Source organism: Synechococcus sp. ATX 2A4 (genome assembly GCF_024346375.1).
Lineage (GTDB): Bacteria > Cyanobacteriota > Cyanobacteriia > PCC-6307 > Cyanobiaceae > MW101C3.
The window spans coordinates 137,749-160,606 of the sequence record NZ_JAGQCV010000001.1 but is presented as its reverse complement, the minus strand read 5'-3'; the positions used below and the strand labels follow the sequence as shown (position 1 = coordinate 160,606).

Genomic DNA, 22,858 nt, shown 5'->3' with positions numbered 1-22,858 from the left:
TCCTGTGCCACCTTTCAGGCTGCGGGAGAGGGGGTGAGCGCACGCTGGATGCCGGCCGTCTGGTTGGCTTCGTAGCTCTCCACGATCGCCCGGAATTCATCGCCACTGAGGGTTTCCCGCTCGATCAGCAGCTCCACCAGATCATCGAGCAGATCGCGGCGCTGCTGCAGTTCGCCGACGGCCCGATTGAGCGCCTCTCGCGAGAGTGCACGCACCTGGGCATCGATGCGGCGACCGGTGCTTTCCGCGTAGCTGGGCCGTGTATGGATCAAATCCCGACCGAGAAACACCTCGGCCGCATCGCCTTCAAGCGCAACCGGGCCGAGAGGTGAAAATCCGTAGCGGGTGACCATCTCACGGCAGATGCGGGTGGCCATCTGAAGATCGCCGGATGCGCCCTGGGTGATTTCGCTGGGGCCGAACACCACCGTTTCCGCGGCCCGCCCGCCCATCACCACCACCAGCCGTGCCTGCAGGTAGGCGCGGCTGATCAACCCGGAATCGATGATGTCCTCATCGGGCATGGTGCGGGCAAAGCCGCCCACACCGCCGGCCCGCGGCAGCAGGGTCACCTTGTCGAGGCGATCGGCGTGGGGAATGAGGGTGGTGAGCAGGGCGTGGCCCACCTCGTGGTAGGCGATCAGGCGCTTCTTGGCGCTGTCCAGCAGGGGAGCCACCGACAGACCCATGGTGATGCGCTCCAGCGCATCACTGAGCGCCTGGTCGTCGATGCTCGCCTTCTGGCGGCGGGCGGTGAGGATGGCGGCCTCGTTGAGCAGGTTGGCCAGGTCGGCGCCGGAGAATCCCGGCGTGCGGGCAGCCCAGGAGGCCATCGACACCTCTTCAGAGAGGGGGCGGCTGCGGGCATGCACCGCCAGGATCGCTTCACGGCCACGGCGGTCGGGCAGATCCACACTGATCTGACGGTCGAAGCGACCGGGCCGGGTGAGGGCCACATCAAGCACATCCGGCCGGTTGGTGGCCGCCAGCAGGATCACGCCCGAGTTTTCCTCGAAGCCATCCATCTCAGTGAGCAGCTGGTTGAGGGTCTGCTCCCGTTCGTCGTTGCCGCCGCCGATGCCCGCACCCCGCTGGCGCCCTACCGCATCGACTTCGTCAATGAAAATGATGCAGGGTGCCTTTTCCTTGGCGCGCCGGAACAGGTCGCGCACCCGGCTGGCGCCCACGCCCACGAACATCTCCACGAACTCCGAGGCCGCCATCGAGAAGAAGGGCACGCCGGCTTCGCCGGCGATCGCCTTGGCGAGGAGGGTTTTACCGGTGCCTGGCGGGCCCACCAGCAGCACCCCTCTGGGGATCTTCGCGCCGATGGAGGTGAATCGCTCGGGCTGGCGCAGGAAGCTCACCACTTCCTGCAGCTCTTCCTTGGCCTCGTTGATGCCCGCCACATCCTCGAAGCGCACCGACACCGTGCCCTCGGGCTGAAGCCGCGGCTGGCTGCGGCCGAAGCCGATCGCCTTGTTGGCCACCTGGGAGGAGCGGCGGATCAGCAGGGTGAGACCGCCCACCAGCATCACCACCAGCAGCACGTTGACCACCAGGCCGGCGGTGGCATCTTCCTGGCGATCGTCGCGAACGCTGAGCGGCACCTTCGCCTGCTCGGCGGTGCTGAGCAGCAGGGTGTCGTTGGCGAACACCGCCACCCGCGTCTTGGTGCCATCGGCGAGGGTGACCAGAGCTTCCCGCTGTCGCAGCAAGAGCTCCAGTTCCTTCACCTGCCCATCGCGCATCAGCGCCAGCAGTTGGCTGTAGGTGGGGGGGGCAGGCTGACGCACGCCGAGGTTGCTGAACAGGCCCGGGCGGGCTGGGGCCACTGCAGGAGTTGGGCTTGCCGGTGCTTGTTCGGCAGGGGCCTGATCACCTGGAGTAGGGCTGGTGCTGGTGGCAGATGGCCTCGATTCAGCGGCAGGTGCCGCATTGGGATCTGGGGCAACCGCCAGGGCAGCGGTGGATCCGCTGGACCAGAGCGGAAGCACAGGAGGCGCGCTGCTCACATGGATTTGCTTCTGCAAGCAGTTTAGCGATTTGACGAAAGGCAGGCCGGCAACGGAAAGTAGTTGTTTGGCAGTAGGTAGGGAATGGCTGTTCCCAAGAAGAAAACGTCCAAGGGCAAGCGCAACCAGCGCCACGCCCATTGGAAAGCCAAGGCGGGTGTTGCCGCCAGCAAGGCCCTCTCGCTCGGCAAAGCCGTGCTGAGTGGCCGGGCCCAGGGCTTCGTCTACCCGATCGATGAAAGCGCCGAAACTGAAGACAGCTGATCAGCAACGGTGCCGGCTTCATCTCCGGGGCCGATCCAACGGAAGCGGCGGCGGCCATCGAGCAACCCCACCGCTTCCGCACCAGTGATCTGCTGGCAGCCAGCGTTCGTGACCAAGGGGTCCTGGTACAGGGCTGGTGGGAGTGAGCAGAGGCTGGCCCGCACGATTCGCTCCACGTCGGCCCCACCCAACGCCGATCCTGCCGCGCCAGCGCCGCCGCTCCGTCGCCGCTGGCGTGCTTCGGCCTGGAAGCGCCAGCGACGCGGCCAGCACCAGTCGAGCGGTTGCAACACCCACAGCCCATCCAACTGGGCCCACACCGGCACGTACGGCTCCAACGCGGCGTCCCAGTGCGGCAGCCACGCGTGCTCCTCGGACGTCAGCCCCAGGGCCGCCGCACCCCCCAGTTGCTCCAGCCGCCCCGCCAGTGCCGCCGCGCCGATGGCACGACAGCCGATCAGCCAGCCCTCCAGCAGCACCACATCGGCCTCCTGGCTGCTCCAACCGCTGCGATCGCCGTGCCCCTGCCGCAGGCGCTTGTTGAAGCGGGGCCATCGCAGCACCCCGTCCTGGCGCCAGCTTGTGAGCTGGTGGGCCAGCAGGTTTGCGTCATGGCTGCCGGGCGGCACCCGGTCGACACCAAAAGGATTGCCCGCCATCCGGCTGCTGCGCTCCTGCCAGGGCCAGTAGAAGTCGTCAATCGAGAGGCTGCTCAGGCGCAGCCCAAACGCCGGCGCCAAGGCGCTCAGCCAGGCGCCCAGGCTTGATTTGCCCGCCCCCACCGGGGCATTGAGGCCGATCAGCAGGCGTTTGCCCTGGGCCGCCTCGCGCTGGCAGCGGGTCAACAGCGGCAACACCAGCGCCCAGCGCGGATCAGGCGGGATGGACAGGGCGTCTGGATGCTGCCGCCAGCGCCCGTGCCAGGCCGCAGGATCGGCCACGCCGCAGGCCTGCAGCAGGCGGTGGTAGGGAGCTTCCGGCCAGAGCGGGGTGAAGGCAGGCCCTGACATCAGCGTCACGAGCCCAGCTTGAACGCCTCCGCCACCACGGCGTAGACGAGCCCGAGCCGCAGGTGGTCGCAGATCACCCAGGCCAGGGAGGGTTCCCCGCGCACCTGATGGCTGCGCACCCGCACCAGCCCTTCAAGGCCCACCACCAACAGCAGCACCACCACCGGACGCTGCCCGATGGTGACCAGGAAGTAGGAGGTGAGGTTGTTGCCGGCAAAGTACCCGGCCAGCAGGGCAATCAACGACAGGCTGCGGCGCCGCCAGGTGCCACGCACCCCCTGCAGCAGGGCCGCGGCACTGCGATCGAGCAGGTGCTGAAAGCGGGTGGCTTGAACCGGCGGGGTGCTCACGAAGAAACGACCAGCTGCTCGATGTAGGAGAGCGTGATCAGGCCGCCGGGGCAAGCCGGGCCCTGCAACACCGAGACGGGAGCGTCGCTCTCGCCAAGCTGGCTCACGATGGCGGCAGCCCCCTTGAACGCAGTGAGCGGTTCACGGCAGGTGGCTTCGCTGAGCGTCACCAGGGTGCGCAGACCGGCCGCCGTTGCAGCCCTGGTGCCATTGCTGGAATCTTCGATCGCCACCGCCGCCGCCGCCGGCATGGCCAGCTGACGCAGGGCAAGGAGGTAAGCGTCGGGGGCGGGTTTCAGGGCGGTCACGTCGTCGCCGCACACCAGAAAGGCGAAGGCCGCTGCCGCGTCGGGCAACAGGCGCTCGATCAGCGCCTGGGCGGCGCGGCGCCCGCTGGTGGTGACCACCGCCTGGGTGAGTCCGGCGGCGGCGGCGGCAGTGATCAGCCGCTGCACGCCCGGTCGCAGCTGGATCGCCCCAGCCGCCATCAGGGCGGTGTAGTGCTGCTGCTTGCGGCGCACCAGGGCCTCCAGCAGGGCGGGATCGGGGGGCTCGGGCCCCTGATCGCTGAGAAAGCTGCGCAACCGCTCGCGGCCGCCACTGATCGCCAGCAGCTGGATGTAGGTGAGCGGATCCCAGTGCCAGGGGAGGCCTTCTTCGGCAAACGCCAGGTTGAAGGCGGGGCGATGGCCGTCCAGCTCGGTTTCCGCCAGCGTGCCGTCCACGTCCCAGAGCAGGGCGCCAAGGGAATGCTTCAGGGGAGCGTCATCCATGCACGGAGGCTACGCAAAGCCGCATGAACAGCCAGCACACAGAATGCGACGGCCGCCTCGACGATGGCCTGTTGACCCGCCTGCCCGAGCAACGCTGGCAGCTGCCGGCGCCCCTGCCGGCCTTGGCAGCCAATGATCCGGCAGCCAATGATTCAGCAGTCAGTGATCCTGCAGCCAGTGATCCTGCAGCCAGTGCCCGCGAAGCCAGGGATGCGCCCATGACGCTGGCCGCCCTGGGGCTGCCAGCCGAACTGCTGGCCGTGCTGCGGCGGCGAGGCTTTGACAACGCTGCGTCGATCACCGCCCTGCTGGATCCCCCCGCGGCCCCCGATCCCCAGCAGCATTTCCCGGACCTGGGCGTGGCCGTGGAGCGCCTGGCGCTGGCTTGCGGGCGGGGCGAAGCGCTGGCGATCTGCGGCGACTACGACGCTGACGGCATGACCAGCACGGCGTTGCTGGTGGGGGTGCTGCAGCGGCTGGGCGCACGGCCGGTGGCGGCGATTCCCAGCCGTCAGGAGGATGGTTATGGGCTCAACACGGCGATGGTGGAGCGCCTGGCCGGCGACGGCATCCGCCTGCTGGTGACGGTGGACAACGGCATCGCCGCCGCCGCCGCCTTGAACCGGGCCCGGGCGCTGCAGGTGGACGTGATCCTCACCGATCACCACACCATTCCGCCGGAGCCACCGCCATACCTGGCGCTGCTGCACCCGGCCGTCACCCCCGAAGCCTCGCCTTACCGCGGCCTGGCCGGGGTGGGGCTGGCCTACGTGCTGGCGGTGGCCCTTGCCGAGCGGCTGAACCGCGCCGATGCCACCGGCATGGCGCTTGATCTGTTCTGCATCGGCACGATTGCCGACATGGCCCCCTTGCATGGGGTGAACCGCCGCTGGCTTCAGGACGGCCTCTGCCGCTTGCAAGGTTCCGCGCTGCCCGGGCTGCAGGCTCTGCAGCGGCTGGCCGGCCTTGGTGAGCGACCGCTGGATGCCATGGCGGTGGCCTTTCAGATCGCGCCGCGGATCAATGCGGTCGGCCGGCTCGGTGATCCCCAGCTGGTGGTCGACCTGCTGACCACCGCAGACCTGGAGTGCGCCATGGAACTGGCCCAGCAGTGCGAAGCGCTCAACCGGCAGCGCCGCGACCTCTGCGATGCAATCGAAGCGGAGGCGGTGGCGCTGGTGGAAGCCGACGGACCCGAGCGCAGCCCCTTTCTGCTGCTGGCCCAGAGCCATTGGCACCACGGCGTGATCGGCGTGGTGGCGGCCCGGCTGGTGGAGCGCTTCGGGGCACCGGTGGCCATGCTGGCCGGCGAGGGCAACGGGCTGCTGCGGGCATCGGTGCGGGCGCCCAAGGGGTTTGCGGTGGATGCGGCGCTGCGGGCCTGCCACGACCTGCTCGAACGCCACGGCGGCCACCCCGCCGCCGGAGGTTTCACGGTGCGGGCCGAGAACGTCGCTGCTCTCCACGACGCGCTCAGCGCCATCGCCAGTGGCAATGCCACCCCCCTGGGCGGTGGGCTGCCGGTGGAGCCGGAAGCACGGCTGGCGCTCGATCGCATCGACAGGCCCTTCTGGCACTGCCTGCAGCGGCTGGAGCCGTTCGGTGCCGGCCATGAAACCCCCGTGTTCTGGAGCCAGGGGTGCCGTGTGGTGGAGCAGCGCAGCCTGCGGGGCGGCCATCTGCAGCTGGTGCTGGAGCAGAACGGCATCCGCCAGCGGGCCATCGCCTGGCGCTGGCAAGGGGAAGGAGCGGTGCCGGCCGTGGTGGATGTGGCCTTTCGCCTGAGGCTCAACCACTGGCAGGGCGAGGAGCGGCTGCAGCTCGAAGTGGTGGGCCTGCGCGAGAGCGGTGGAGGCGAGGTGCTGCTGCAGCGCCGCCGGCGTTCCTATTGGTGCCGGGTGGAGGCGGAGGAGCTGCGTATCCGCAATGCCTCAGGCGAAGAAATGGGAATCCCCTTGCACGAAACGAACGTGCAAGGGGAGCGGCACCCCTACGTGCAGGGCCTGATTGACGAGGCCAGCCTGGCGCTGGGCCTGGTGGCCTGAAGGCTCAGAGCGCGCCGCGCCGATAGAAAAGGATGAAGATCACGGCCGGACCGGCCAGGGTGATCAGAGCCAGGGCGAGGAAGTTGGCGATCAGATGGAAATCAATACCCATGGTCCGAAAGCTCGCAAGGAAAGCGCTCTGCACGGCAGCCTAAGGGTCGTGGTGACAGGCATCCCGGTGGCGACCATGCCACTGTGACGGCTTGTCACAGCAACGCGGGGTGGCCTGATGGTCTGCGGAACCCACTGGAGCTGCATCTCCGGATGTGGGGCCTGCTGTCGCCTTGATCCCGAGGAACGGGGCGAGGCTCTCGAAGCCCTCAATCCGCAGCAGCGGGAGACCTACCTGTCGATGGTGGGTGCCGACGGCTGGTGCCGCCATTTCGACACCGGTTCCCGCCGCTGCAGGATCTACGCCGAGCGGCCCGATTTCTGCCAGGTGAGCCAGCTGGCTGGTCTGTTCGGGGTGCCGCCAGCAGAAAGCGAAGCGTTCGCCATTCGCTGTTGTCAGCAGCAGATCCGCAGCGAATTCGGCGGGCGCAGCCTGGAGCTGCGGCGGTTTGAACGGGCCACCCGCCGGGCGCCGGCGCCGCTGAACGGCCAACCGAACAGCCAACCTGGCTCCGTTGCCTCCCGCCCTTCATGAGCGCCACCAGCGACCCCAGCAGCGGACCTGCCGCAGGCTCTGCGCCCACTCCGGCCAGTGTTCCGGAGGCGGGCGCACCTGAGGCAAGCAACGCTCAGCTGAGCGGACCGGAAGCCAGCGGAGCCGCCCTGCCGGCTTCGTTCTTGAGCATTTTGTTCACCACCTTCACCACGGTGTTTCTGGCGGAACTGGGCGACAAGACCCAGCTGGCGGCACTGTTGTTGTCCGCTCAGTCGGGGCGCCCCGGTGTGGTGTTTGTGGGGGCGGCGCTCGCCCTGATCTGCTCCAGCCTGGTGGGGGTGCTGCTCGGCCGCTGGCTGGCCACGGTGCTCCCCCCGCAACGCCTTGAGCTGTTTGCCGGGGTGCTGATGGTGGCGCTCGGTCTCTGGCTGGGCATCCAGGCGGCGGTGCAATTGCTGCAGACACCAACTGCCGCCGTGCTGCAAGCACCAGGGGCCGCCGTGTGGCAGACATCAGTGGCCGCAACGCTGCTGCCTGGATCAAGCGTGCCTGGGTTGATCCTTTCGCTGGGTTGATCTTCCCTAGAACGGAACGTCGCCTGGATGGATCTTCCCCTGGGTGGGTGTTCCCGTGATCGCACGTTCCACCTTGCTCAAGCCTGTTTTTCCCCGCCCACCCCTCTCCTCCGATGCAACTTCCGCTGCTGGCCTCCACCTTTCTCACTGTGTTCGTTGCCGAACTCGGTGACAAAACCCAGCTCACGATCGTGACGATCAGCGGCACCTCCAGCAACACCCTGGCGGTGTTTCTGGGCAGCGCCGGCGCACTGGTGCTGGCCAGCCTGCTGGGGGCCCTGGCGGGGGGTTCGCTCTCCTCCTTGATCCCGCCGGCCGCCCTGCAGCTGGCCGCCTCGCTGGGGTTCCTGGTGATCGGCAGCCGCCTGCTGATCCGGGTGCGGCAGGAGGCTTCGTAAAGTCTTTGCTAAGACGCCAGTTCCCGGGGGCTCCGCTGCACGCCCCGGAAGCCGCCATCCCCTGCTCCGTTCCTGGCTCCAACCCTGTCTCTCCCCGCTGCTCCGATGAAGTTTTCGGTCGCTGACCTGCTCGACCATCTGCCCGAATCCGATGTTCTGCCGGTCGAGCAGCTCGAGAAGGCGCTCGGTCTGAGCCTCACGCCCGACAAGCAACACCTCCGCATCGCCCTCGCAGGTCTTGAAAAGGTGGGGTTGCTGGAGTCGAACGAGGCCGGCATCTCGCGCCGCACCGACGACAGCCTGATTGAGGCGCGGCTGCGCTGCTCCAGCAAAGGGTTCTGTTTCGCCCTGCGCGAAGACGGCGGTGATGACATCTACATCCGTGACCACCAGCTCAATCACGCCTGGAACGGCGACCGCGTGCTGGTGCGGATCACGCGCGAAGGGGGGCGGCGCCGTTCACCGGAAGGCGGCGTGCAGTGCATCCTCGAGCGGGCCACCGCCAGCCTGCTGGCCCAGGTGGAGCAACAGGACGACCGCCTGGTGGCCGTGCCCCTGGACGACCGCCTGCTGACCACCGTGGCCCTGCCCGCAGAGGATGCCGCCTACCTCGATCCCGAGGCCGAATCGGTGGTGGAGGTACGGCTTGATCGCTACCCGGTGGCACAGTTCCCTCCCCTGGGCCACGTGGCACGCCGCTTGCCGATCAAAGGGGGTGAAGAGGCGGATCTGGATCTGCTGCTCACCAAACATGGCCTGCGCGAGCGCGCCAATGCTCCGCGCGCCAGCCTGCGCAGCCCCAACGACAAGGGCCGCACCGATCTCACCGCTCTGCCCACCCTGTTGTTGCGGCCCTGGCAGGGAGCAGAGGCGCCGGAACTGCCGGCCCTTTCGCTGGAGGACAGCGACGAGGGCCTGCGGGTGTGGATCCACAGCCCCGCCGTGGCCGAACGCATCGCGCCCGGCAGTGCCACCGACCAATGGCTGCGCCAGCAGGGCTCGGCCTACTGCCTCGGCCAGCGCTGGTTGCCGCTGCTGAGCCCGGCACTCGCCAAGGCCACGGGCTTTCGGCCGGGGGAATCTTCAGCCGCCGTTTCCGTCGCCCTCACGATCACGCCGGAGGGGCAACTGAGCCACTACCGCTTTGCCCTCACCACCATCCGCCCTGACGCCGAGGTGGACACCGCTGCATTGGAGGCCCTGGCAGATCGCAAGCCGAAGGCCCGCACGGTGCCGGCGCCCCTCAAGGCGCTCAAAACCGTGTTGCCCGATCTGGAACGGCTGATCGCGGTGGGTCGTGGGCTGCAGGAGCAGCGGCTGGCGGCGGGCTCGGTTGATCTCGATCTGCCGTTCCCTTCGCTCGAGGTGCTCGGTGATCTGCGCACGCCCGAACCCGATGAGCACCATCGCGGCTGGATGATCGCCCTGCCCCCCACCCAGCCGTTGGCGCTGCTGCGGGAAGTGGTGCTGGTGGCAGGCCGTGCCCTGGGCCATCACCTGCAGGCGCTGCAGTTGCCGGCCCTGTTCGCTGTGCAGGCGGCTCCCGATCCTGCGGAGATCAACGAGGTGGCAAAGGCCGCCCTAGCCCTCGATGTGCCGCTTGAACTGGACGACGAGGGCAATGCCCCCGCTCCTGGCGTGCTGGCCGGGATCTTCGCCACCAGCGAACGCCGCCGCGGCTTGCAGCACCAGCTCAGCGAAGTGCTCAGGCCCGTGCAGATCAGCCTGGAGCCGGGGCCCAACCTGCTGGCCGGCGAAGCACAGGCCTACGCCCCCTGGTGTCTGGCCAGTTCCTCCTATGCCGATCTGTGGAACCAGCAGCTGCTGGTGCTGCTGCTCACCGAAGGCAAAGATCGCCCCAGCGTGCGCCATAAAACCCGGGTCGACCTGGCCTCCGATGCCTGCCATGGCCAGATCGATTGGCCGCTGCTGCCGCCGAGCCAGATGGCCGAGCTGCAGCAATCCCGCAGCGTGTCCCTGCTGCAGCGGCTCAATGGCCGGGCCCGCTTCGTGGCCGACCTCCAGGCCGACCTGCTGGCGATGGCCCAGGCCCGTGCCGCCGAACCCTTGGTGGGCCAAACCCTCACCGGTGTGATCAGTGGCGTGCAGAGCTACGGCTTCTTCGTGGAAATCCCTCCCTCCCTGGTGGAGGGGCTGGTGCATGTGAGTTCACTCAAGGACGACTGGTATGAGTACCGCTCTCGCCAGAACCGGCTGGTGGGCCGCAAGAACCGGCGCACCTACATGCTGGGCGACGCCGTTGAGGTGACCATCCTCAAGGTGGATGCCCTGCGCCACCAGATCGATCTGGCGGCGATCCTGCCGGACGACGACGGTGGTAGCAGCTTCGAGGACAGCACGGGCCCCGACGACCAGGACGGCTTCGAGCCCGATTCCAGCGAGGAGGCCTGAACGATGGATCCGGTGGTGCTGGCGGTTTCCGGCGCATCCGCCATGCCGCTGGCAGAACGGGCCCTGCAGTTGCTGCTGCAGGCCGGGCAGCCTGTGGAGCTGATCGTGAGCCGCGGTGCCATCACCGTGTGGCTGGCGGAGCAAGGGTTGCGCATTCCCGTTGAGCCTGACGCCCAGAGGGCGTTCTGGCTGCAGCGCACCGGTTGCGCGAATGGGCCCCTGCGCTGCCACCGCTGGAACGACCAGGCGGCGGCGATCGCCAGCGGCAGCTTCCGCACCCGCGGCATGGTGATCCTGCCGGCCAGCATGGGCACCGTTGGACGCATCAGCAGCGGTGTGGCGCTGGATCTGGTGGAGCGGGTCGCCGATGTGCATCTCAAGGAGGGCAGGCCGCTGGTGATCGCGCCGAGGGAGATGCCCTGGAACCTGGTGCACCTGCGCAACCTCACCCAGCTGGCGGAGGCCGGTGCCCGCATCGCCCCGCCGATTCCCGCCTGGTACCAGCAGCCCCGCTCCCTTGAGGACATGGTCGATTTTCTGGTGATCCGGGTGTTCGATTCGCTCGGGTTCGAACTCGGGAACCTGCGCCGCTGGCAGGGTCCGATCGAGCAGCCGCTCCCCACCTGAGCCCTGCTGTGCTGGAACGCCTGCTGCTGCTGCCCCTGCTTCTCCCGTTGCTGGCGGTGTTGTTGGTGGGTGCGATCAACCCGCGGCCGGCCACCAGCCTGCGTCTGCTGATCTGGACCTCCCCAGCGCTGCCGATCGGTCTTTGGATCGCCGCGGCTGCCGCTGGTGGCGCCGCCCTGAGCGCGGGCGCCACGGCCCTGGCGCTCAAGGGTCAAGCGCGGGTCGTTGTTCAGCGGCAGCGCCGGGGCCTGGAGGCGGGAGCCCAGCCGGAACCCTGGGACCTGCCCCGCAGCGAGCCCTCGCGGCGCCGCGAGGCCCCCGCTGAGGCGTCCGAACGGGGGCGGCCCTTTGCTGCCGCCGCGGCTGCCGGACCCGTTCGGGCCGCGGGAGACCCCGCCCCCACCGTGGCCGTTCCCTTCCGGGTGATTCACCGCGCGGACCCAGGCGTGGGCGCTGCAAGAACTTCCCCTGCCCCCACGTCCGCTGCCGCAGCAGCAGCAGGAGCCGGTGGGGATGGCTGGGATGCGGCCCAGAGCGACGACTGGTGATCCAGCCTGCGACTGCCGCCCCTAAAGTTCCAACGACCTGAACGCCAGATCCCCGTGCCGGTGAGCGAACCCAACGGAGCCGCCTCCACGCCATCTGCCAAGGGACCAGCAGATTCCGCGCCCGCAACCAAGGCCACGCCTGCGGCCAAAGCCAAGCCCCCGGCTCTGGAAGACAAGCCGTTTGCGGAGTTCGTGCCGCAGATCTTCCTGCCGGCGCTGGCCAAGGAAATGCAGGTCTATGGCGGGCCCTCGCCGGAGCTGAGCTTCGAGCAGGCGCCGATGCCTGTGGTGGGCAGCGACTGCTGGGTGGTGAAGGGGTCCATGCCCCGGGGTCGGCGCTTCTGGCTGTGCTTCACCACCACCGACATCCACGGCCCCAAAACCTTCAGCCTGGCGGAATCAGGTAGCGAACCCACCTTGCTGGAGTCGTTCCTGATCGACGAGCGCAAAGCCACCTTGCCCCTGCTGGTGTCCCGGGTGGTGTCGCGCCTCAACGGCCAGAAGTGGCTCGGGCCCAACTGAAACCAGCAACAGCTCGCGCCCAACTGACACCAGCAGCAGCTCGGGCCGAACTGAAACCAGCAGCAACCTGGCCAGCATTGATGCTGGAAGCCGCTCGGCCCAACTGAAACGGGCCTCGGTGTGGCGCTGAGACGTTTTGCTCAGTCTTGGTCACGCCTGGTTTTGTGGGAGCTTCACAACTGGGCCCCGCCGGCTCGGATGGCCCTTACGATGCCTGCATCGCCTGCTTCGACGTCAGAATGGTGCCTCCCACCGCCGCACCCAGCGCTCCCGTCGCCGCCTCTGAGGGCCGCGCCGGTGCACCGGCCTTCAAGGATCCGGTCAAAGACACGATCCTCACGCCGCGTTTCTACACCACAGATTTCGACGCCATGGCGGCGATGGATCTGCGGCCCAATGAAGTGGAGTTGGAGGCGATCTGCGAAGAGTTCCGCAAGGACTACAACCGCCACCACTTCGTTCGCAACAGCGAATTCGATGGTGCCGCCGACAAGCTCGATCCCGACACACGCCGTGTGTTCGTGGAGTTTCTTGAGCAGAGCTGCACCTCGGAGTTTTCCGGCTTCCTGCTCTACAAGGAACTGAGCCGCCGCATCAAAACCAAGAACCCGCTGCTGGCCGAATGCTTCGCCCACATGGCACGGGATGAGGCCCGCCATGCCGGCTTCCTCAACAAGGCGATGGGCGATTTCGGGCTTCAGCTTGATCTGGGCTTCCTCACCGCCAGTAAGTCGTATACCTTCTTCAAGCCCAAGTTCATCTTCTACGCCACCTATCTCTCGGAGAAGATCGGCTACTGGCGCTACATCGCCATCTACCGCCACCTCGAGAAGAACCCCGACAGCAAGATCTTCCCGATCTTCAACTTTTTTGAGAACTGGTGCCAGGACGAAAACCGCCACGGCGACTTCTTCGACGCCTTGATGAAGGCCCAGCCGGATACTGTGCGCGGCCTGCAGGCGCGGCTGTGGTGCCGTTTCTTCCTGCTGGCGGTGTTCGCCACGATGTATGTGCGTGACGTGGCCCGCAAGGAGTTCTATGAGGCGCTTGGCCTTGATGCCCGCACTTACGACAAGTACGTGATCGCCAAGACCAACGAAACCTCGGCCCGCGTCTTCCCCGTGGTGCTCAACGTGGAGCACCCGCGCTTCTATGAGCGGCTGGAGCGGATCGTGGGCAACAACCAGGCGCTCAGCGCCGCCGATGCCTCCTCGGCCATCGCTCCTATCAAGGTGTTGCGCAAGCTGCCCTTCTGGGCCGCCAACGGCCTCGAAATGGCGAAGCTGTTCCTGATGGCTCCGATCCGCAGCGAGGCTTTCCAACCCGCCGTGCGCTGAGCCCAGCCCTTCAAAGCCCTGGGGGCCAGTCCGCCCTAGCAAAGCTTCTGCAGTCCCGTCGCTGAGGCCCCGCCGTTAGCCTGATCCACCAAGATCAGGCCGACTTCCTTGGTTGCTTCCACTGCTCGCCCTTTGCTGGCGCTTGAAGGTTTTGACCTCAGCTGGCGTCAACGCCTGGAGCCCTTGCTGGCTGCTGGACGCGCCGCTGGAGCCAGCCTGGTGGAAGTGTTCCTGGAGAGCGCCGACCACATCGGGCTTCTGGCCGAGCAGGACCGCATCACCAGCGTGAGCCCGGCCTTTGGCCGGGGCGCCGGGGTGCGCGTGTTCCGCGGCGAGCGTGACGGCTTTGTTTCCACCAACGACCTCAGCGAGCGGGGTCTGCTGGTGGCCCTGGAGCAGGCCCTGGGCATGCTCGGCCTGACGATCAGCAGCAGCAGCCTCAGCGGCTTCGACGGCCTGCCCGAACTGCACGATCACGCCCTCGCCAAAGGCGACTGGTTGGGCGCCTGCCCAACCCTGGCGGAATCCACCGACCGGCTGCTGGAGGGCACCGCCCTGCTTGATCGGCACGGCCAGCACCTGCAGGCGCGCCGCGGCAGCTACGCCCGCGACTGGCAGGAGGTGATGGTGGCCGCCAGCGATGGCACCTTCGCCCGTGACATCCGGCTGCATCAGTCGGTGGGGCTCACGGCCTTGGCCGCCGACGGCGACCACCGTGCCAGCCAGGGCCGCCGCTACGGCAGCAGCGACCGCCCGGATGATCTGCGCCAATGGGATGCCCAGGCGGCCGCGATCGACCTGTGCGCCAGCACCCAGGCCATGCTCCATGCCGACTACGTGGAAGCGGGCACCTACCCGGTGGTGCTCGCCAACCGCTTCGGTGGCGTGATCTTCCACGAGGCTTGCGGCCACCTGCTGGAAACCACCCAGGTGGAGCGGGGCACCACCCCCTTCGCCGACCGCATCGAAGCCCCGATCGCCCATAGCGCCGTGACGGCGATCGACGAGGGCCTCAGCGACGGTGCCTTCGGCAGCCTGTCGATGGATGACGAGGGCATGGTGCCCCAGCGCACGGTGCTGATCGAAAACGGGGTGCTCAAGCGCTTCCTCTCCGACCGCGCCGGTGAACTGCGCACCGGCCACCCCCGCACCGGCAGCGGCCGGCGCCAGAGCCACGCCTTCGCGGCTGCCAGCCGCATGCGCAACACTTACATCGCCGCCGGCCCGCACACCCCGGAGCAGCTGATCGAATCGGTGGATCGGGGCCTCTATTGCAAATCGATGGGGGGCGGCAGTGTGGGCCCCACCGGCCAGTTCAACTTCGCGGTGGAAGAGGGTTATCTGATTGAGAACGGTCGCCTTGGCAAGCCGGTGAAGGGGGCCACTTTGATCGGTGAAGCTAAGGAAGTGATGCCGCGGCTGTCGATGTGCGCCAACGACCTGGAGCTGGCGGCCGGCTTCTGCGGGTCGGTGAGTGGCAGCATCTTCGTCACCGTGGGGCAGCCGCACATCAAGGTGGATGCCATCACCGTGGGGGGCCGCTGATCATGGGTACCTCCACAGCAATGGCCACCCTGGGCCTCGATGCCCATTCCCTCAGTGAGCAGCTCGGCAGCCTGGCCCAGGGCCTTGGCATCGAACGCTGGGATCTGGGTGCCGCCTGCAGCACCGACACCTCCGTGCAGGTGGACCGGGGCGAGGCCAAGCAGCTGAAGGGCGCCCAGCGCAGCGCCATCACCGTGCGGGTCTGGAACGGCGATGGCCTGGTGGGCATCACCAGCACCTCCGACCTCTCCCCCGCCGGCCTGGCCCGCGCCCTCAGCGGCGCCCGTGATGCCAGCGCCTACGGCAATGCCGACGACATCCCCGCCTTTTCGCCGCTGGCCACGGCCCCACTCGAACCGCTCGATCAACCCCTGGTGGAACCGCGCGGCATCCTCGAACTGCTGGACACCCTGCGCGAAGCGGAGCGCGAGCTGCTCAGCCGCCATGCCGCCATCACCACCGTTCCCTACAACGGCCTGGCCCAGCGCAGCAGCGAGCGCCTGTACCTCAACAGCGCCGGCGCCTGCCGCGAGCAGAAGCTCACCACGGCCAGCCTTTACCTCTACGCCCGCAGTGAAGAGGAAGGCCGCAAGCCGCGCAGCAGCGGCGCCGTGCGTCTGGCCTACGGCCTGCAGCAGCTGGATGTGGCCGGCTGCATCGCCGAAGCGGCCGAGCGCACCATCGCCCATCTCGATTACGCCCCGATCCAGACGGGCCACTACACCTGCATCTTTTCGCCGGAAGCCTTTCTCGATCTGATCGGCGCCTTCAGCAGCCTGTTCAATGCCCGGGCCGTGCTCGATGGCGTCAGCCTCAGCGACCGCGAGGCGCTGGGCAGCACCCTGGCGGTGCCGTTTCTCTCCATCCACGACAACGGCCTGCATCCCGGCAATGTGGGCGCCTCGAACTTCGATGGCGAAGGCACGCCGGTGCGGCGCCTGGCCCTGGTGGAGGGTGGCGTGCTGCGCCACTTCCTCCATTCCGAAGCCACGGCGCGCGCCTTCGGCGTGGAGCCCACCGGCCATGCGGGCCTGGGCGCCAAGGTGTCGGTGGGGCCGCACTGGTTTGAGGTGGGGCCGAGCGCCGGTTCCTCCGGTGGCGCCAGCGGCCTCGATCGTCACAGCGCCGACGGCGTGGTGTGGATCGATTCACTCTCGGCGCTTCATGCCGGCGTGAAGGCGAGCCAGGGCTCGTTCTCGCTGCCGTTTGACGGCTGGTTGATTCGCAACGGGGAAGCGCGCTCGATCGAAGCGGCCACCGTGGCCGGTGACATCCGGGCCGTGCTCAAGGGCCTCCTCGGTTTTGAAGGAGAAGCCAAGCTCACCCCCGATGGCCTTTGCCCGCACGTGTGGGTGGAAGGGTTGTCCGTGACCGGGGACGCCTGAGCGGCGCCGGCCCCGTTTGATCCACCCGCCCGCGCTGTTGTGAAGATCCTGTTCTGGGGCACGCCGGCCTATGCCGTGCCCAGCCTTGAGGCGTTGGTGGCGGCCGGCCACACCATCGTGGGGGTGGTGAGCCAACCCGACCGGCGGCGCGGGCGGGGGGCCGCTGCCGTCCCATCAGCCGTGAAGGCCCGCGCCCTGGAGCTGGGCTTACCGGTGATCACACCCACCCGCATCCGCCGCGAACCAGACACCCAGCAGCAGTTGGCGGCCCTCGGCGCCGATCTTTCGGTGGTGGTGGCCTTCGGCCAGTTGCTGCCGCCCGAGGTGCTGCAGCAACCGCCATTGGGCTGCTGGAACGGCCACGGGTCCCTGCTGCCCCGCTGGCGTGGGGCCGGGCCGATCCAGTGGTGCCTGATCGAAGGCGATGCGGAAACCGGCGTGGGAATCATGGCGATGGAGGCTGGCCTCGACACCGGTCCGGTGCTGCTCGAAGGCCGCCTTGCCATTGGCCTGCTCGACAACGCCCAGCAGCTCGGAGCCAGGCTCAGTGCGCTCACCGCCAGCCTGCTGGTGGAAGCGATACCGATGATCGAGGCCGCTGGTCGTGGCCCCGAGCCGGAGCGCTGGCAGCGGCTGGGGCTGCGGCCCCAGGGCGACGACGGGGTGCGTCTGGCCCGGCTGCTGCGCAAAGAGGATTACGCGGTGGATTGGAGCCGCTCGGCCCTGGCGATCCACCGGCAGGTGATGGGGCTCTACCCCGGCGCCACCACCACGCTGGCGGGCAAGCGGCTCAAGCTGCTCGCCACCGAGCCGCTGGTGGGAAGGCTGGCGGAGCAGCTGAGCGCCGACGTCCGGGCGTTGGCCACCGGCGCCGCGGAGCGGCAAGGGACTCCCGGTGAGGTGCTGGCGTTGGTGCCGGGGGTGGGGCTAGTGGTGGCCACCGGCGGCTGCCCGCTGCTGCTGCGCAGTGCCCAGCTGGAAGGCAAACAGGCGGCCAGCGGCCAGCCGTTGCTCCAGCAGCTGGGCCTGCAACCGGGAGACCGGTTGGGTGAGGGGGCTTCAGCCTGCGAGGCAGAGCGATCGCCTGCTCGCGGCTGAACGGTTTGTCGCTGAGTCGCTTGCAGCAGAACAGGTTGCAGCGGCGCCGGCTCCACTGGCGACCACGCCGGGCGCCTTTCCATACAGTGACGCCATGGGCGGACAGGACAGGCACGATGGTGCAGGCCGGAGCAGAAGGGGCGCCGCAGGCGCCAGCAACGGCGCTGGAGAGTGGGCGCAGCACTGATCCGCTGCTGTGGGCCCTGGACCATGCGCAGGCACCGCTGCGGGTGGGCACCTGGTTAAAAGTGGAAGCGGATCAGGTGGCGGTGTTCGCCGTCGGTGATCGGCTGGCCGATGTGCTCCCCACCGGCCGCCATCAGCTCAAGCGCCAGACGCTGCCGAAGCTGGCGGGGGTGATCGATCTGCCGGGCCAGGAAGGCACCTTCTTCAACGCCCAGATCCACGTGGTGGACCTGCGATCCTTCATCGCTCTGCCCTGGGGCCTGCGCTCTGCGCAGCCGGTGCTGCCGCCTGCGCTTTGGCAGGAGGCGTCCTTGGCGGAATCCTTCAGCGCCTCCGGGCGCTGCGCCATCCAGTGCCGCGACCCGCTGTTGCTGCTGCGCACCCTGGGCGCCCGCCAACTGATCGAGGGCCCCTCACGGCCGGCGCCAGCGGTGGCTGAGTTGCTGGCGCCGCTGTTCCTGGAAATCTGCAGCCAGCTGCGGCAGGTGAGCTGCGATGGCGCCCATGGACCGGCGCGGGAGGAGCCGTCACTGGCAGTGCTGGCCAACAGTACGGAGGACCGTTGCCGCGGCAGTTTTGCCGCCGTCGGCCTGGCGCTCAGCGACGTGAGCATTGAGAGCCTCACCCTGCCGGCGCAGCGCCCTGCTGGGGAACTGCCGGCTGCGTTGGAGGCGTTGGCCAGCCTGTTTCGGCCGGCACCACCGCCACCACCGCCACCACCGCCGGCCTGAGCCGGCAGTCTGGGGGGAGGCTCAGGGACGCCGGCTGCGCGCCCGGGCCGGTGCTGCGGCTGTTCCGGAGCCGGTGGCCGGCCGGCGGGAGCGGCTGGGGGGCCGATCGGGCCGACCACCACCGCCACCACCGCCGGAGCGGCGCCCACCCTTGCCCCGCCCGCCGCTGAGGTCCAACGGTGGGGCCGAAAGGATGGTGGGCTCAAAGCCGGCGATCTCGCGGCGCGGCAGTGGGTTGCCGATCATCCGCTCGATCGCCCGCAGCAGTTCGTGCTCCTCGGCGGCCACCAGGGAAATGGCATGGCCACTCTGGCCGGCCCGGCCCGTGCGGCCGATGCGGTGCACATAGTCCTCGGCCACGTTGGGCAGATCGAGGTTCACCACATGGGGCAACTGCTCGATATCGAGGCCGCGGGCGGCCAGATCGGTGGCCACCAGCACGCGCAACTCGCCGCTCTTGAAGGTGGCCAGCGCCCGGGTGCGGGCGCCCTGGCTCTTGTTGCCATGGATCGCCATGGCCGTGAGGCCCTCCTGGTTGAGGCGATCGGCCAGGCGGTTGGCCCCGTGCTTGGTGCGGGAGAACACCAGCACCTGCCGCCAGTCGTTCTCGCGCACCAGATGGGTGAGCAGATCGGCCTTGCGGGCCATGTCGCAGGGATGCATCACCTGCTCCACCAGCGGGGCGGCCTTGTTTTCAGGGGTGGCCTGCAGCTGCACCGGGTTGTGCAGCAACCCCTGGGCCAGCTTGCGGATCGAGGGGTTGAAGGTGGCGGAGAACAGCAGGTTCTGCCGCTTCGGTGGCAGCAGGGCCAGGATTTTCTGGATGTCGCGGATGAAGCCCATGTCGAGCATGCGATCGGCTTCATCGAGCACGAGGATTTCGAGCCGGTCGAAGCGGATGGCGTTCTGCTGATAGAGGTCCATCAGACGCCCCGGTGTGGCCACCAGCACGTCGGCGCCGCGGCGCAGGCGCTGCATCTGCGGGTTGACCTTCACCCCGCCGAACACCACATCACTGCGCAGATCGAGGTAGCGCCCATAGACCTGCACGCTTTCGTGCACCTGGGCCGCCAGCTCGCGCGTGGGCGTGAGCACCAGAGCCCGCACCTGGTTGTTGCGGGCGTGGGGGCCGTGCTGAAGCCGCTCCAGCATCGGCAGGGTGAAGCCGGCGGTCTTGCCGGTGCCCGTCTGAGCGGCCGCCATCACATCGTGGCCAGCGAGCACCGCCGGAATCGACTGCAGCTGGATCGGTGATGGCACCGTGTAACCCTTGGCCACGATCGCCTTGAGCAGCGGCTCCGAGAGGCCGAGCGAGGCAAACGACACGCCGGCGTCGGGAAGATCGGTAAGTACAGGCCGCTCTTGCGGTGCCTGCTCTTCTGCGTCAAGGCGGCGGATGGGTGAGGTGCGGCGACCGCCGCTGGGCTGCTCCTGTCCCGGAGCTGGGTGGGTCAGAAGGGTGATCGCAGCGGCTCGCATGGTGGGTTAAGCCTAGAGGGAGCCACCAACCGCGCCAGGGGTGATGGGAGGCGCAGCCTCAAGGCTCCGCTTCAGGTTGCAGATGCGTACAGCGCCGCCACCTCCTCGGCCCGTTCGCGGTGCTCCCGGCGCAGCAGCTCAGGACCCTCGATGATCACCCCGTTTCCGAAGCCGAACAGCCAACGGCGCAGATCGATGTCGCCCGCCAGGGTCCAGGGGGGCAGATCGATCTCGATCGGGTAGGGGTGGCTGCCATCGCCGGGCTCGAGCACGTGGGGGGCGTCGGGATGGCGCCACCAGTCGTCGCCTGGCAGGGGCTTCGACAGGCGGATGCATTCCAATGGAAAGCGTTGCAGACCCTCGCGCAGGAAGGCGAACACGTAGCGGGTGCAGCGGAAACGCAAGGGCTGCAGGGTCCGGTGGCGGACAGCGGGATCGGTGCCGCCGATGGCGAGCTGGGCTTCAAGGTTCTCGCCGCAATAGATGCCGCCGGTATGCCGCAGGAGGCGGTCGAGCCGTTGCAGGCTGCGCTGACGCTGGGAAGGTGCCTGGCGGAAGCCACTGTGAACCTCCTGGAGTAGCAGACGGTCTACCCGTTCCGTACGGATCAGGCCTTCGGCCCGGCCGGGGGATTCCACTTCATAGGCCAGATACCAGCCGATGTTGTGGAACACCAGCTGGAGGGGCCACATCCGTTGATCAGACATGTCCGTGCTGGTGGTGAAACGGGCGGCAGAGGCCATGCGGCCAAGCACCACGCGGTTGCCCTGCAGGATGGCCGCCTCCAAGCGTTGGGCCTGATCGCGGCAGGCCAGGGAGTCGGAGCGCACCAGGGCTGGGTCCACGATCGAGCGGTTGGCGATGCGTCGCACACTGAACGAGGCCTCAAGCTCCAGGCCCCCCTGGGAAAGGCGTCGCTCGAGGTCGGCGAGCAGTTGCTGGTGCACCGGGTCACCAAGCTGCGCGGCGGTGCTGCGCAGCAGGGTCACGGCATCGCGCAGCTGGGAAGCCGACAGCAACGCCGTACCCAGGGCATAGCCATGACGCACGTTCTCCCCCGGAGGGCGGAAGCCATAGGGGGTCAGAACCTTCTGAATGTCACGGCGCAAGGTGTCGCCGCTGCGGGGGGTGTAGGTGGAGGCATCGAGTTCGTGAAGGCGTTCGAGCAGATGGCGCTGCACCGGGCCTTCGCTGCCTTTGTCGAAGGGATGCTGCAGCACATGGCGGATCAGGGAAAGCACGCGCACAAACACCTTGGCGTCGGCCTCCTGAGGCCAGCCCCCCTGGTTTGCTGCCACACGGGCATCGGGCGGTGGAGCGGAGATCGGCGCCTCGGCAGGGAGCACGGAAAAGAAACCCTGCTGCTCCAGCCAGGCCAGATCGGCCATGATCGCGGCGGCATCGCCGTAGCAGTTGCCGTGCAAGGCGGTGAGATAGGCGGCTGCTCGTGCCGCCAGATCGCCATTGGGGAGGGGATTGCAGATCTGCTGCAGGGCGGCCGTGGTGGGGGCATCTGCCGCATGGAGATCGGGAAAACGCATCAGCAGCTGCAACAGGTGCAGCAAACGCTCGTAATCGAGCAATCGGGAATAGCCATGCAGCTGGTGGCTCTGCTCGCGGTTGAGGGAGGCCACGATGCGTCTGTCAAGGCGGCGAAGCTCCTGCTCCACAGCCGCCTCAAGGTCGGCGTGCGCCGAGGGGTCAAGATCCACCAGCACCGCCAGCCCTTCCGCCCGGCTGGGTTGAAAGATCGCATCCGCCAATGAGGCGGCAAAGGCGTGGATCACGGCATCGGGCACGCGTCGCTCCCGTAGGCGGTTCCACTGCTTGCAGGTTTCCAGCGGTGTAGTGAGCTGCCAACCGATCCATTGGACCGGCTGGGGAAGCTCTAGCCGCTGAGTGATCGCCAGCCGCCAGGGACGCTTGGCATGGGTGGCATCAACGATGACGCCGACACCACGGGCGATCGCAGCAGTGATTCGCTCATGCAGCCGACGCTCAATCGCCGGCCAGAAGCCCTGGATCGTGGCATCGCCGTACAGCTCCTCACGGATGCCGTCGGTGGACAGCACCTCAACGACCTGCCCTCGGAGAGCAAAACGCTGGGCCAACACAGCCGCCAGGGTGGTTTTGCCGCTGCCAGGTGGGCCGATCAACAGGTGGCAGCGGAGAAGATCGGCCATGGAAAGAACCAGAAGAGTGGGGGGAGAAGCAAAGGGAGAGGGGGTGTGAAGAGGGCACCGAGGGGCAGACGGGCCTGCGGTCAGGCGCCAGCTCAGTGCCGATCAGCTCAGTGATCAGCTGCCTGCTGCAGGCCCGATCGACAGGTTCCGTTCCCAGTCGTGCAGGGAAGGGCCGGGCAGGTGCGGCCCAGGCGATGACGACGGAGTGGGCACCAACCAGAGGGTGCGGCTGGAGCGGGCACTGCTGAGCTGCTGCCGCAACACTTCCACCTCCAGCACCAGAGCGGTGTGCTCGGCCGACCGGGGCGAGGCCTGCCACGCCCGGCGGCTGACGACAACATCACGCACCCTGTTGCCGATCCCGATCACCTGGCGGCGCTCCCTGCCGGCATCAGGCTGGGGCTGGCCGTGCTGATCGAGGCCCTTGGAGCAACGCTGCACCTTGGCGGTGAAGATCACCTCATCGCCGGGCTGAATGCCGACGGTGGTCCACCCCTCCCGCAGCCGAAACCACCAGTGAGCCGGTAGGAGCGGACGGTTGCTGCGGGCGTGGTGAAGACCACGAATGCAGAGGGTGTGGATGGTGTCCGGGCCGCTGACGAAACTGCCGAAGCGGTCGACGACACCGCGAAAGCGGTGCACTTCGCGGTGCAGGACATGAAGGGGAAGGATGAAGGTCATCAGCTGGTGGTGCAACTGAAGCCATGGTGAGGGGGGCAGCAGGCGCCAGGCAGCCGGTTGCTGCGAAGGACCGAATGGGGGGTGTGG

At 68.1% G+C, this 22,858-nt stretch carries 21 protein-coding genes and 1 pseudogene; 14 read left to right on the top strand and 8 right to left on the bottom strand.

The window, feature by feature from the left end; genetic code table 11:
• Nucleotides 1-14: 14 nt before the first annotated feature.
• Nucleotides 15-1,835 (bottom strand): ATP-dependent zinc metalloprotease FtsH, encoded by a 1,821-nt coding sequence (gene ftsH, locus KBY97_RS00725; RefSeq protein WP_255144732.1) that lies wholly within the window; start codon nt 1,833-1,835, stop codon nt 15-17.
• Nucleotides 1,836-2,099: 264 nt separating this feature from the next.
• Here ftsH and rpmF point away from each other — a divergent pair, with 264 nt between their 5' ends.
• Nucleotides 2,100-2,279: a 50S ribosomal protein L32 gene (rpmF, locus tag KBY97_RS00720; protein WP_255144731.1), complete on the top strand. Its 180-nt coding sequence runs from the start codon at nt 2,100-2,102 to the stop codon at nt 2,277-2,279.
• On the opposite strand, the gene KBY97_RS00715 is transcribed toward rpmF, so the two are convergent.
• Genes KBY97_RS00715 through KBY97_RS00705 form a run of 3 tightly spaced genes read right to left on the bottom strand, consistent with a single transcriptional unit; the run spans nt 2,240 to nt 4,412 of the window.
• A complete protein-coding gene (locus tag KBY97_RS00715; protein WP_255144730.1) occupies nt 2,240-3,289 on the bottom strand; it encodes a hypothetical protein in 1,050 nt (349 codons plus the stop codon). The two genes, rpmF and KBY97_RS00715, sit on opposite strands and share 40 nt — an antisense overlap.
• 5 nt (nt 3,290-3,294) lie before the next feature.
• Nucleotides 3,295-3,639 carry a DUF565 domain-containing protein gene (locus tag KBY97_RS00710; protein WP_255144728.1) on the bottom strand — a complete coding sequence of 115 codons (345 nt, stop codon included), beginning with the start codon at nt 3,637-3,639 and terminating at the stop codon, nt 3,295-3,297.
• Nucleotides 3,636-4,412 (bottom strand): HAD-IA family hydrolase, encoded by a 777-nt coding sequence (locus tag KBY97_RS00705; RefSeq protein ID WP_255144727.1) that lies wholly within the window; start codon nt 4,410-4,412, stop codon nt 3,636-3,638. The genes KBY97_RS00710 and KBY97_RS00705 overlap by 4 nt, the downstream gene beginning before the upstream one ends.
• 23 nt (nt 4,413-4,435) lie before the next feature.
• On the opposite strand from KBY97_RS00705, the gene recJ reads away from it, so the two are divergent.
• Complete coding sequence (recJ, locus tag KBY97_RS00700) at nt 4,436-6,457, top strand: single-stranded-DNA-specific exonuclease RecJ (RefSeq protein WP_315857124.1); 2,022 nt, start codon at nt 4,436-4,438, stop codon at nt 6,455-6,457.
• A gap of 4 nt (nt 6,458-6,461) precedes the next feature.
• Here the strand turns inward: recJ and psb30 are convergent, their stop codons facing one another.
• The gene (gene psb30 / locus KBY97_RS00695) at nt 6,462-6,569 is read right to left on the bottom strand and encodes a photosystem II reaction center protein Ycf12/Psb30 (protein ID WP_094510689.1); all 108 of its coding nucleotides are present in this window, start codon (nt 6,567-6,569) and stop codon (nt 6,462-6,464) included.
• Nucleotides 6,570-6,686: 117 nt separating this feature from the next.
• Between psb30 and KBY97_RS00690 the strand changes: the two genes are divergently transcribed.
• The 12 genes and pseudogenes from KBY97_RS00690 (at nt 6,687) to KBY97_RS00635 (ending at nt 18,428) form a co-directional block, all read left to right on the top strand.
• A complete protein-coding gene (locus tag KBY97_RS00690) occupies nt 6,687-7,103 on the top strand; it encodes a YkgJ family cysteine cluster protein (protein ID WP_255144726.1) in 417 nt (138 codons plus the stop codon).
• 98 nt (nt 7,104-7,201) lie between these two features.
• A pseudogene (locus KBY97_RS00685) lies at nt 7,202-7,528 on the top strand (TMEM165/GDT1 family protein); the annotation flags it as partial.
• Nucleotides 7,529-7,752: 224 nt separating this feature from the next.
• Nucleotides 7,753-8,037 carry a TMEM165/GDT1 family protein gene (locus tag KBY97_RS00680; protein WP_255099363.1) on the top strand — a complete coding sequence of 95 codons (285 nt, stop codon included), beginning with the start codon at nt 7,753-7,755 and terminating at the stop codon, nt 8,035-8,037.
• A gap of 105 nt (nt 8,038-8,142) precedes the next feature.
• The gene (locus KBY97_RS00675; protein ID WP_255144725.1) at nt 8,143-10,449 is read left to right on the top strand and encodes an RNB domain-containing ribonuclease; all 2,307 of its coding nucleotides are present in this window, start codon (nt 8,143-8,145) and stop codon (nt 10,447-10,449) included.
• Between the two features lie 3 nt (nt 10,450-10,452).
• The gene (locus tag KBY97_RS00670) at nt 10,453-11,076 is read left to right on the top strand and encodes a flavin prenyltransferase UbiX (RefSeq protein ID WP_255144724.1); all 624 of its coding nucleotides are present in this window, start codon (nt 10,453-10,455) and stop codon (nt 11,074-11,076) included.
• Nucleotides 11,077-11,084: 8 nt separating this feature from the next.
• Entirely contained in the window at nt 11,085-11,624 is a 540-nt protein-coding gene (locus tag KBY97_RS00665) for a hypothetical protein (RefSeq protein ID WP_255144723.1), read from the top strand.
• Between the two features lie 60 nt (nt 11,625-11,684).
• Nucleotides 11,685-12,146 carry a DUF2996 domain-containing protein gene (locus KBY97_RS00660; RefSeq protein WP_255144722.1) on the top strand — a complete coding sequence of 154 codons (462 nt, stop codon included), beginning with the start codon at nt 11,685-11,687 and terminating at the stop codon, nt 12,144-12,146.
• A gap of 239 nt (nt 12,147-12,385) precedes the next feature.
• Nucleotides 12,386-13,483, top strand: a complete 1,098-nt coding sequence (gene acsF, locus KBY97_RS00655) for a magnesium-protoporphyrin IX monomethyl ester (oxidative) cyclase (RefSeq protein WP_255144721.1) — start codon at nt 12,386-12,388, stop codon at nt 13,481-13,483.
• A 108-nt stretch (nt 13,484-13,591) separates the two neighbouring features.
• The gene (locus tag KBY97_RS00650; RefSeq protein ID WP_399217043.1) at nt 13,592-15,028 is read left to right on the top strand and encodes a TldD/PmbA family protein; all 1,437 of its coding nucleotides are present in this window, start codon (nt 13,592-13,594) and stop codon (nt 15,026-15,028) included.
• A gap of 2 nt (nt 15,029-15,030) precedes the next feature.
• A complete protein-coding gene (locus tag KBY97_RS00645) occupies nt 15,031-16,413 on the top strand; it encodes a TldD/PmbA family protein (protein ID WP_255144720.1) in 1,383 nt (460 codons plus the stop codon).
• Nucleotides 16,414-16,452: 39 nt separating this feature from the next.
• The gene (gene fmt, locus KBY97_RS00640) at nt 16,453-17,511 is read left to right on the top strand and encodes a methionyl-tRNA formyltransferase (RefSeq protein WP_255144719.1); all 1,059 of its coding nucleotides are present in this window, start codon (nt 16,453-16,455) and stop codon (nt 17,509-17,511) included.
• A gap of 116 nt (nt 17,512-17,627) precedes the next feature.
• Nucleotides 17,628-18,428, top strand: a complete 801-nt coding sequence (locus KBY97_RS00635; RefSeq protein ID WP_255144717.1) for an SPFH domain-containing protein — start codon at nt 17,628-17,630, stop codon at nt 18,426-18,428.
• A gap of 21 nt (nt 18,429-18,449) precedes the next feature.
• Here the strand turns inward: KBY97_RS00635 and KBY97_RS00630 are convergent, their stop codons facing one another.
• From KBY97_RS00630 to KBY97_RS00620, 3 genes are all read right to left on the bottom strand, one after another.
• The gene (locus KBY97_RS00630) at nt 18,450-19,907 is read right to left on the bottom strand and encodes a DEAD/DEAH box helicase (protein WP_255144716.1); all 1,458 of its coding nucleotides are present in this window, start codon (nt 19,905-19,907) and stop codon (nt 18,450-18,452) included.
• Nucleotides 19,908-19,978: 71 nt separating this feature from the next.
• Nucleotides 19,979-22,090: an ATP-binding protein gene (locus KBY97_RS00625; RefSeq protein ID WP_255144715.1), complete on the bottom strand. Its 2,112-nt coding sequence runs from the start codon at nt 22,088-22,090 to the stop codon at nt 19,979-19,981.
• Between the two features lie 114 nt (nt 22,091-22,204).
• Complete coding sequence (locus KBY97_RS00620; RefSeq protein WP_255144714.1) at nt 22,205-22,771, bottom strand: hypothetical protein; 567 nt, start codon at nt 22,769-22,771, stop codon at nt 22,205-22,207.
• Nucleotides 22,772-22,858 lie beyond the last annotated feature (87 nt).

What these genes read in the sequence shown, in the direction of transcription:
- KBY97_RS00645 (WP_255144720.1), top strand. Translation starts at nt 15,031, where the DNA reads ATGGGTACCTCCACAGCAATGGCCACCCTGGGCCTCGATGCCCATTCC.
- KBY97_RS00675 (WP_255144725.1), top strand. Translation starts at nt 8,143, where the DNA reads ATGAAGTTTTCGGTCGCTGACCTGCTCGACCATCTGCCCGAATCCGAT.
- KBY97_RS00715 (WP_255144730.1), bottom strand. Translation starts at nt 3,289, where the DNA reads ATGTCAGGGCCTGCCTTCACCCCGCTCTGGCCGGAAGCTCCCTACCAC.
- KBY97_RS00670 (WP_255144724.1), top strand. Translation starts at nt 10,453, where the DNA reads ATGGATCCGGTGGTGCTGGCGGTTTCCGGCGCATCCGCCATGCCGCTG.
- psb30 (WP_094510689.1), bottom strand. Translation starts at nt 6,569, where the DNA reads ATGGGTATTGATTTCCATCTGATCGCCAACTTCCTCGCCCTGGCTCTG.
- recJ (WP_315857124.1), top strand. Translation starts at nt 4,436, where the DNA reads ATGAACAGCCAGCACACAGAATGCGACGGCCGCCTCGACGATGGCCTG.
- KBY97_RS00620 (WP_255144714.1), bottom strand. Translation starts at nt 22,771, where the DNA reads ATGACCTTCATCCTTCCCCTTCATGTCCTGCACCGCGAAGTGCACCGC.
- KBY97_RS00705 (WP_255144727.1), bottom strand. Translation starts at nt 4,412, where the DNA reads ATGGATGACGCTCCCCTGAAGCATTCCCTTGGCGCCCTGCTCTGGGAC.
- rpmF (WP_255144731.1), top strand. Translation starts at nt 2,100, where the DNA reads ATGGCTGTTCCCAAGAAGAAAACGTCCAAGGGCAAGCGCAACCAGCGC.
- KBY97_RS00690 (WP_255144726.1), top strand. Translation starts at nt 6,687, where the DNA reads ATGGTCTGCGGAACCCACTGGAGCTGCATCTCCGGATGTGGGGCCTGC.
- KBY97_RS00680 (WP_255099363.1), top strand. Translation starts at nt 7,753, where the DNA reads ATGCAACTTCCGCTGCTGGCCTCCACCTTTCTCACTGTGTTCGTTGCC.
- KBY97_RS00635 (WP_255144717.1), top strand. Translation starts at nt 17,628, where the DNA reads ATGGTGCAGGCCGGAGCAGAAGGGGCGCCGCAGGCGCCAGCAACGGCG.
- acsF (WP_255144721.1), top strand. Translation starts at nt 12,386, where the DNA reads ATGGTGCCTCCCACCGCCGCACCCAGCGCTCCCGTCGCCGCCTCTGAG.
- KBY97_RS00630 (WP_255144716.1), bottom strand. Translation starts at nt 19,907, where the DNA reads ATGCGAGCCGCTGCGATCACCCTTCTGACCCACCCAGCTCCGGGACAG.
- KBY97_RS00625 (WP_255144715.1), bottom strand. Translation starts at nt 22,090, where the DNA reads ATGGCCGATCTTCTCCGCTGCCACCTGTTGATCGGCCCACCTGGCAGC.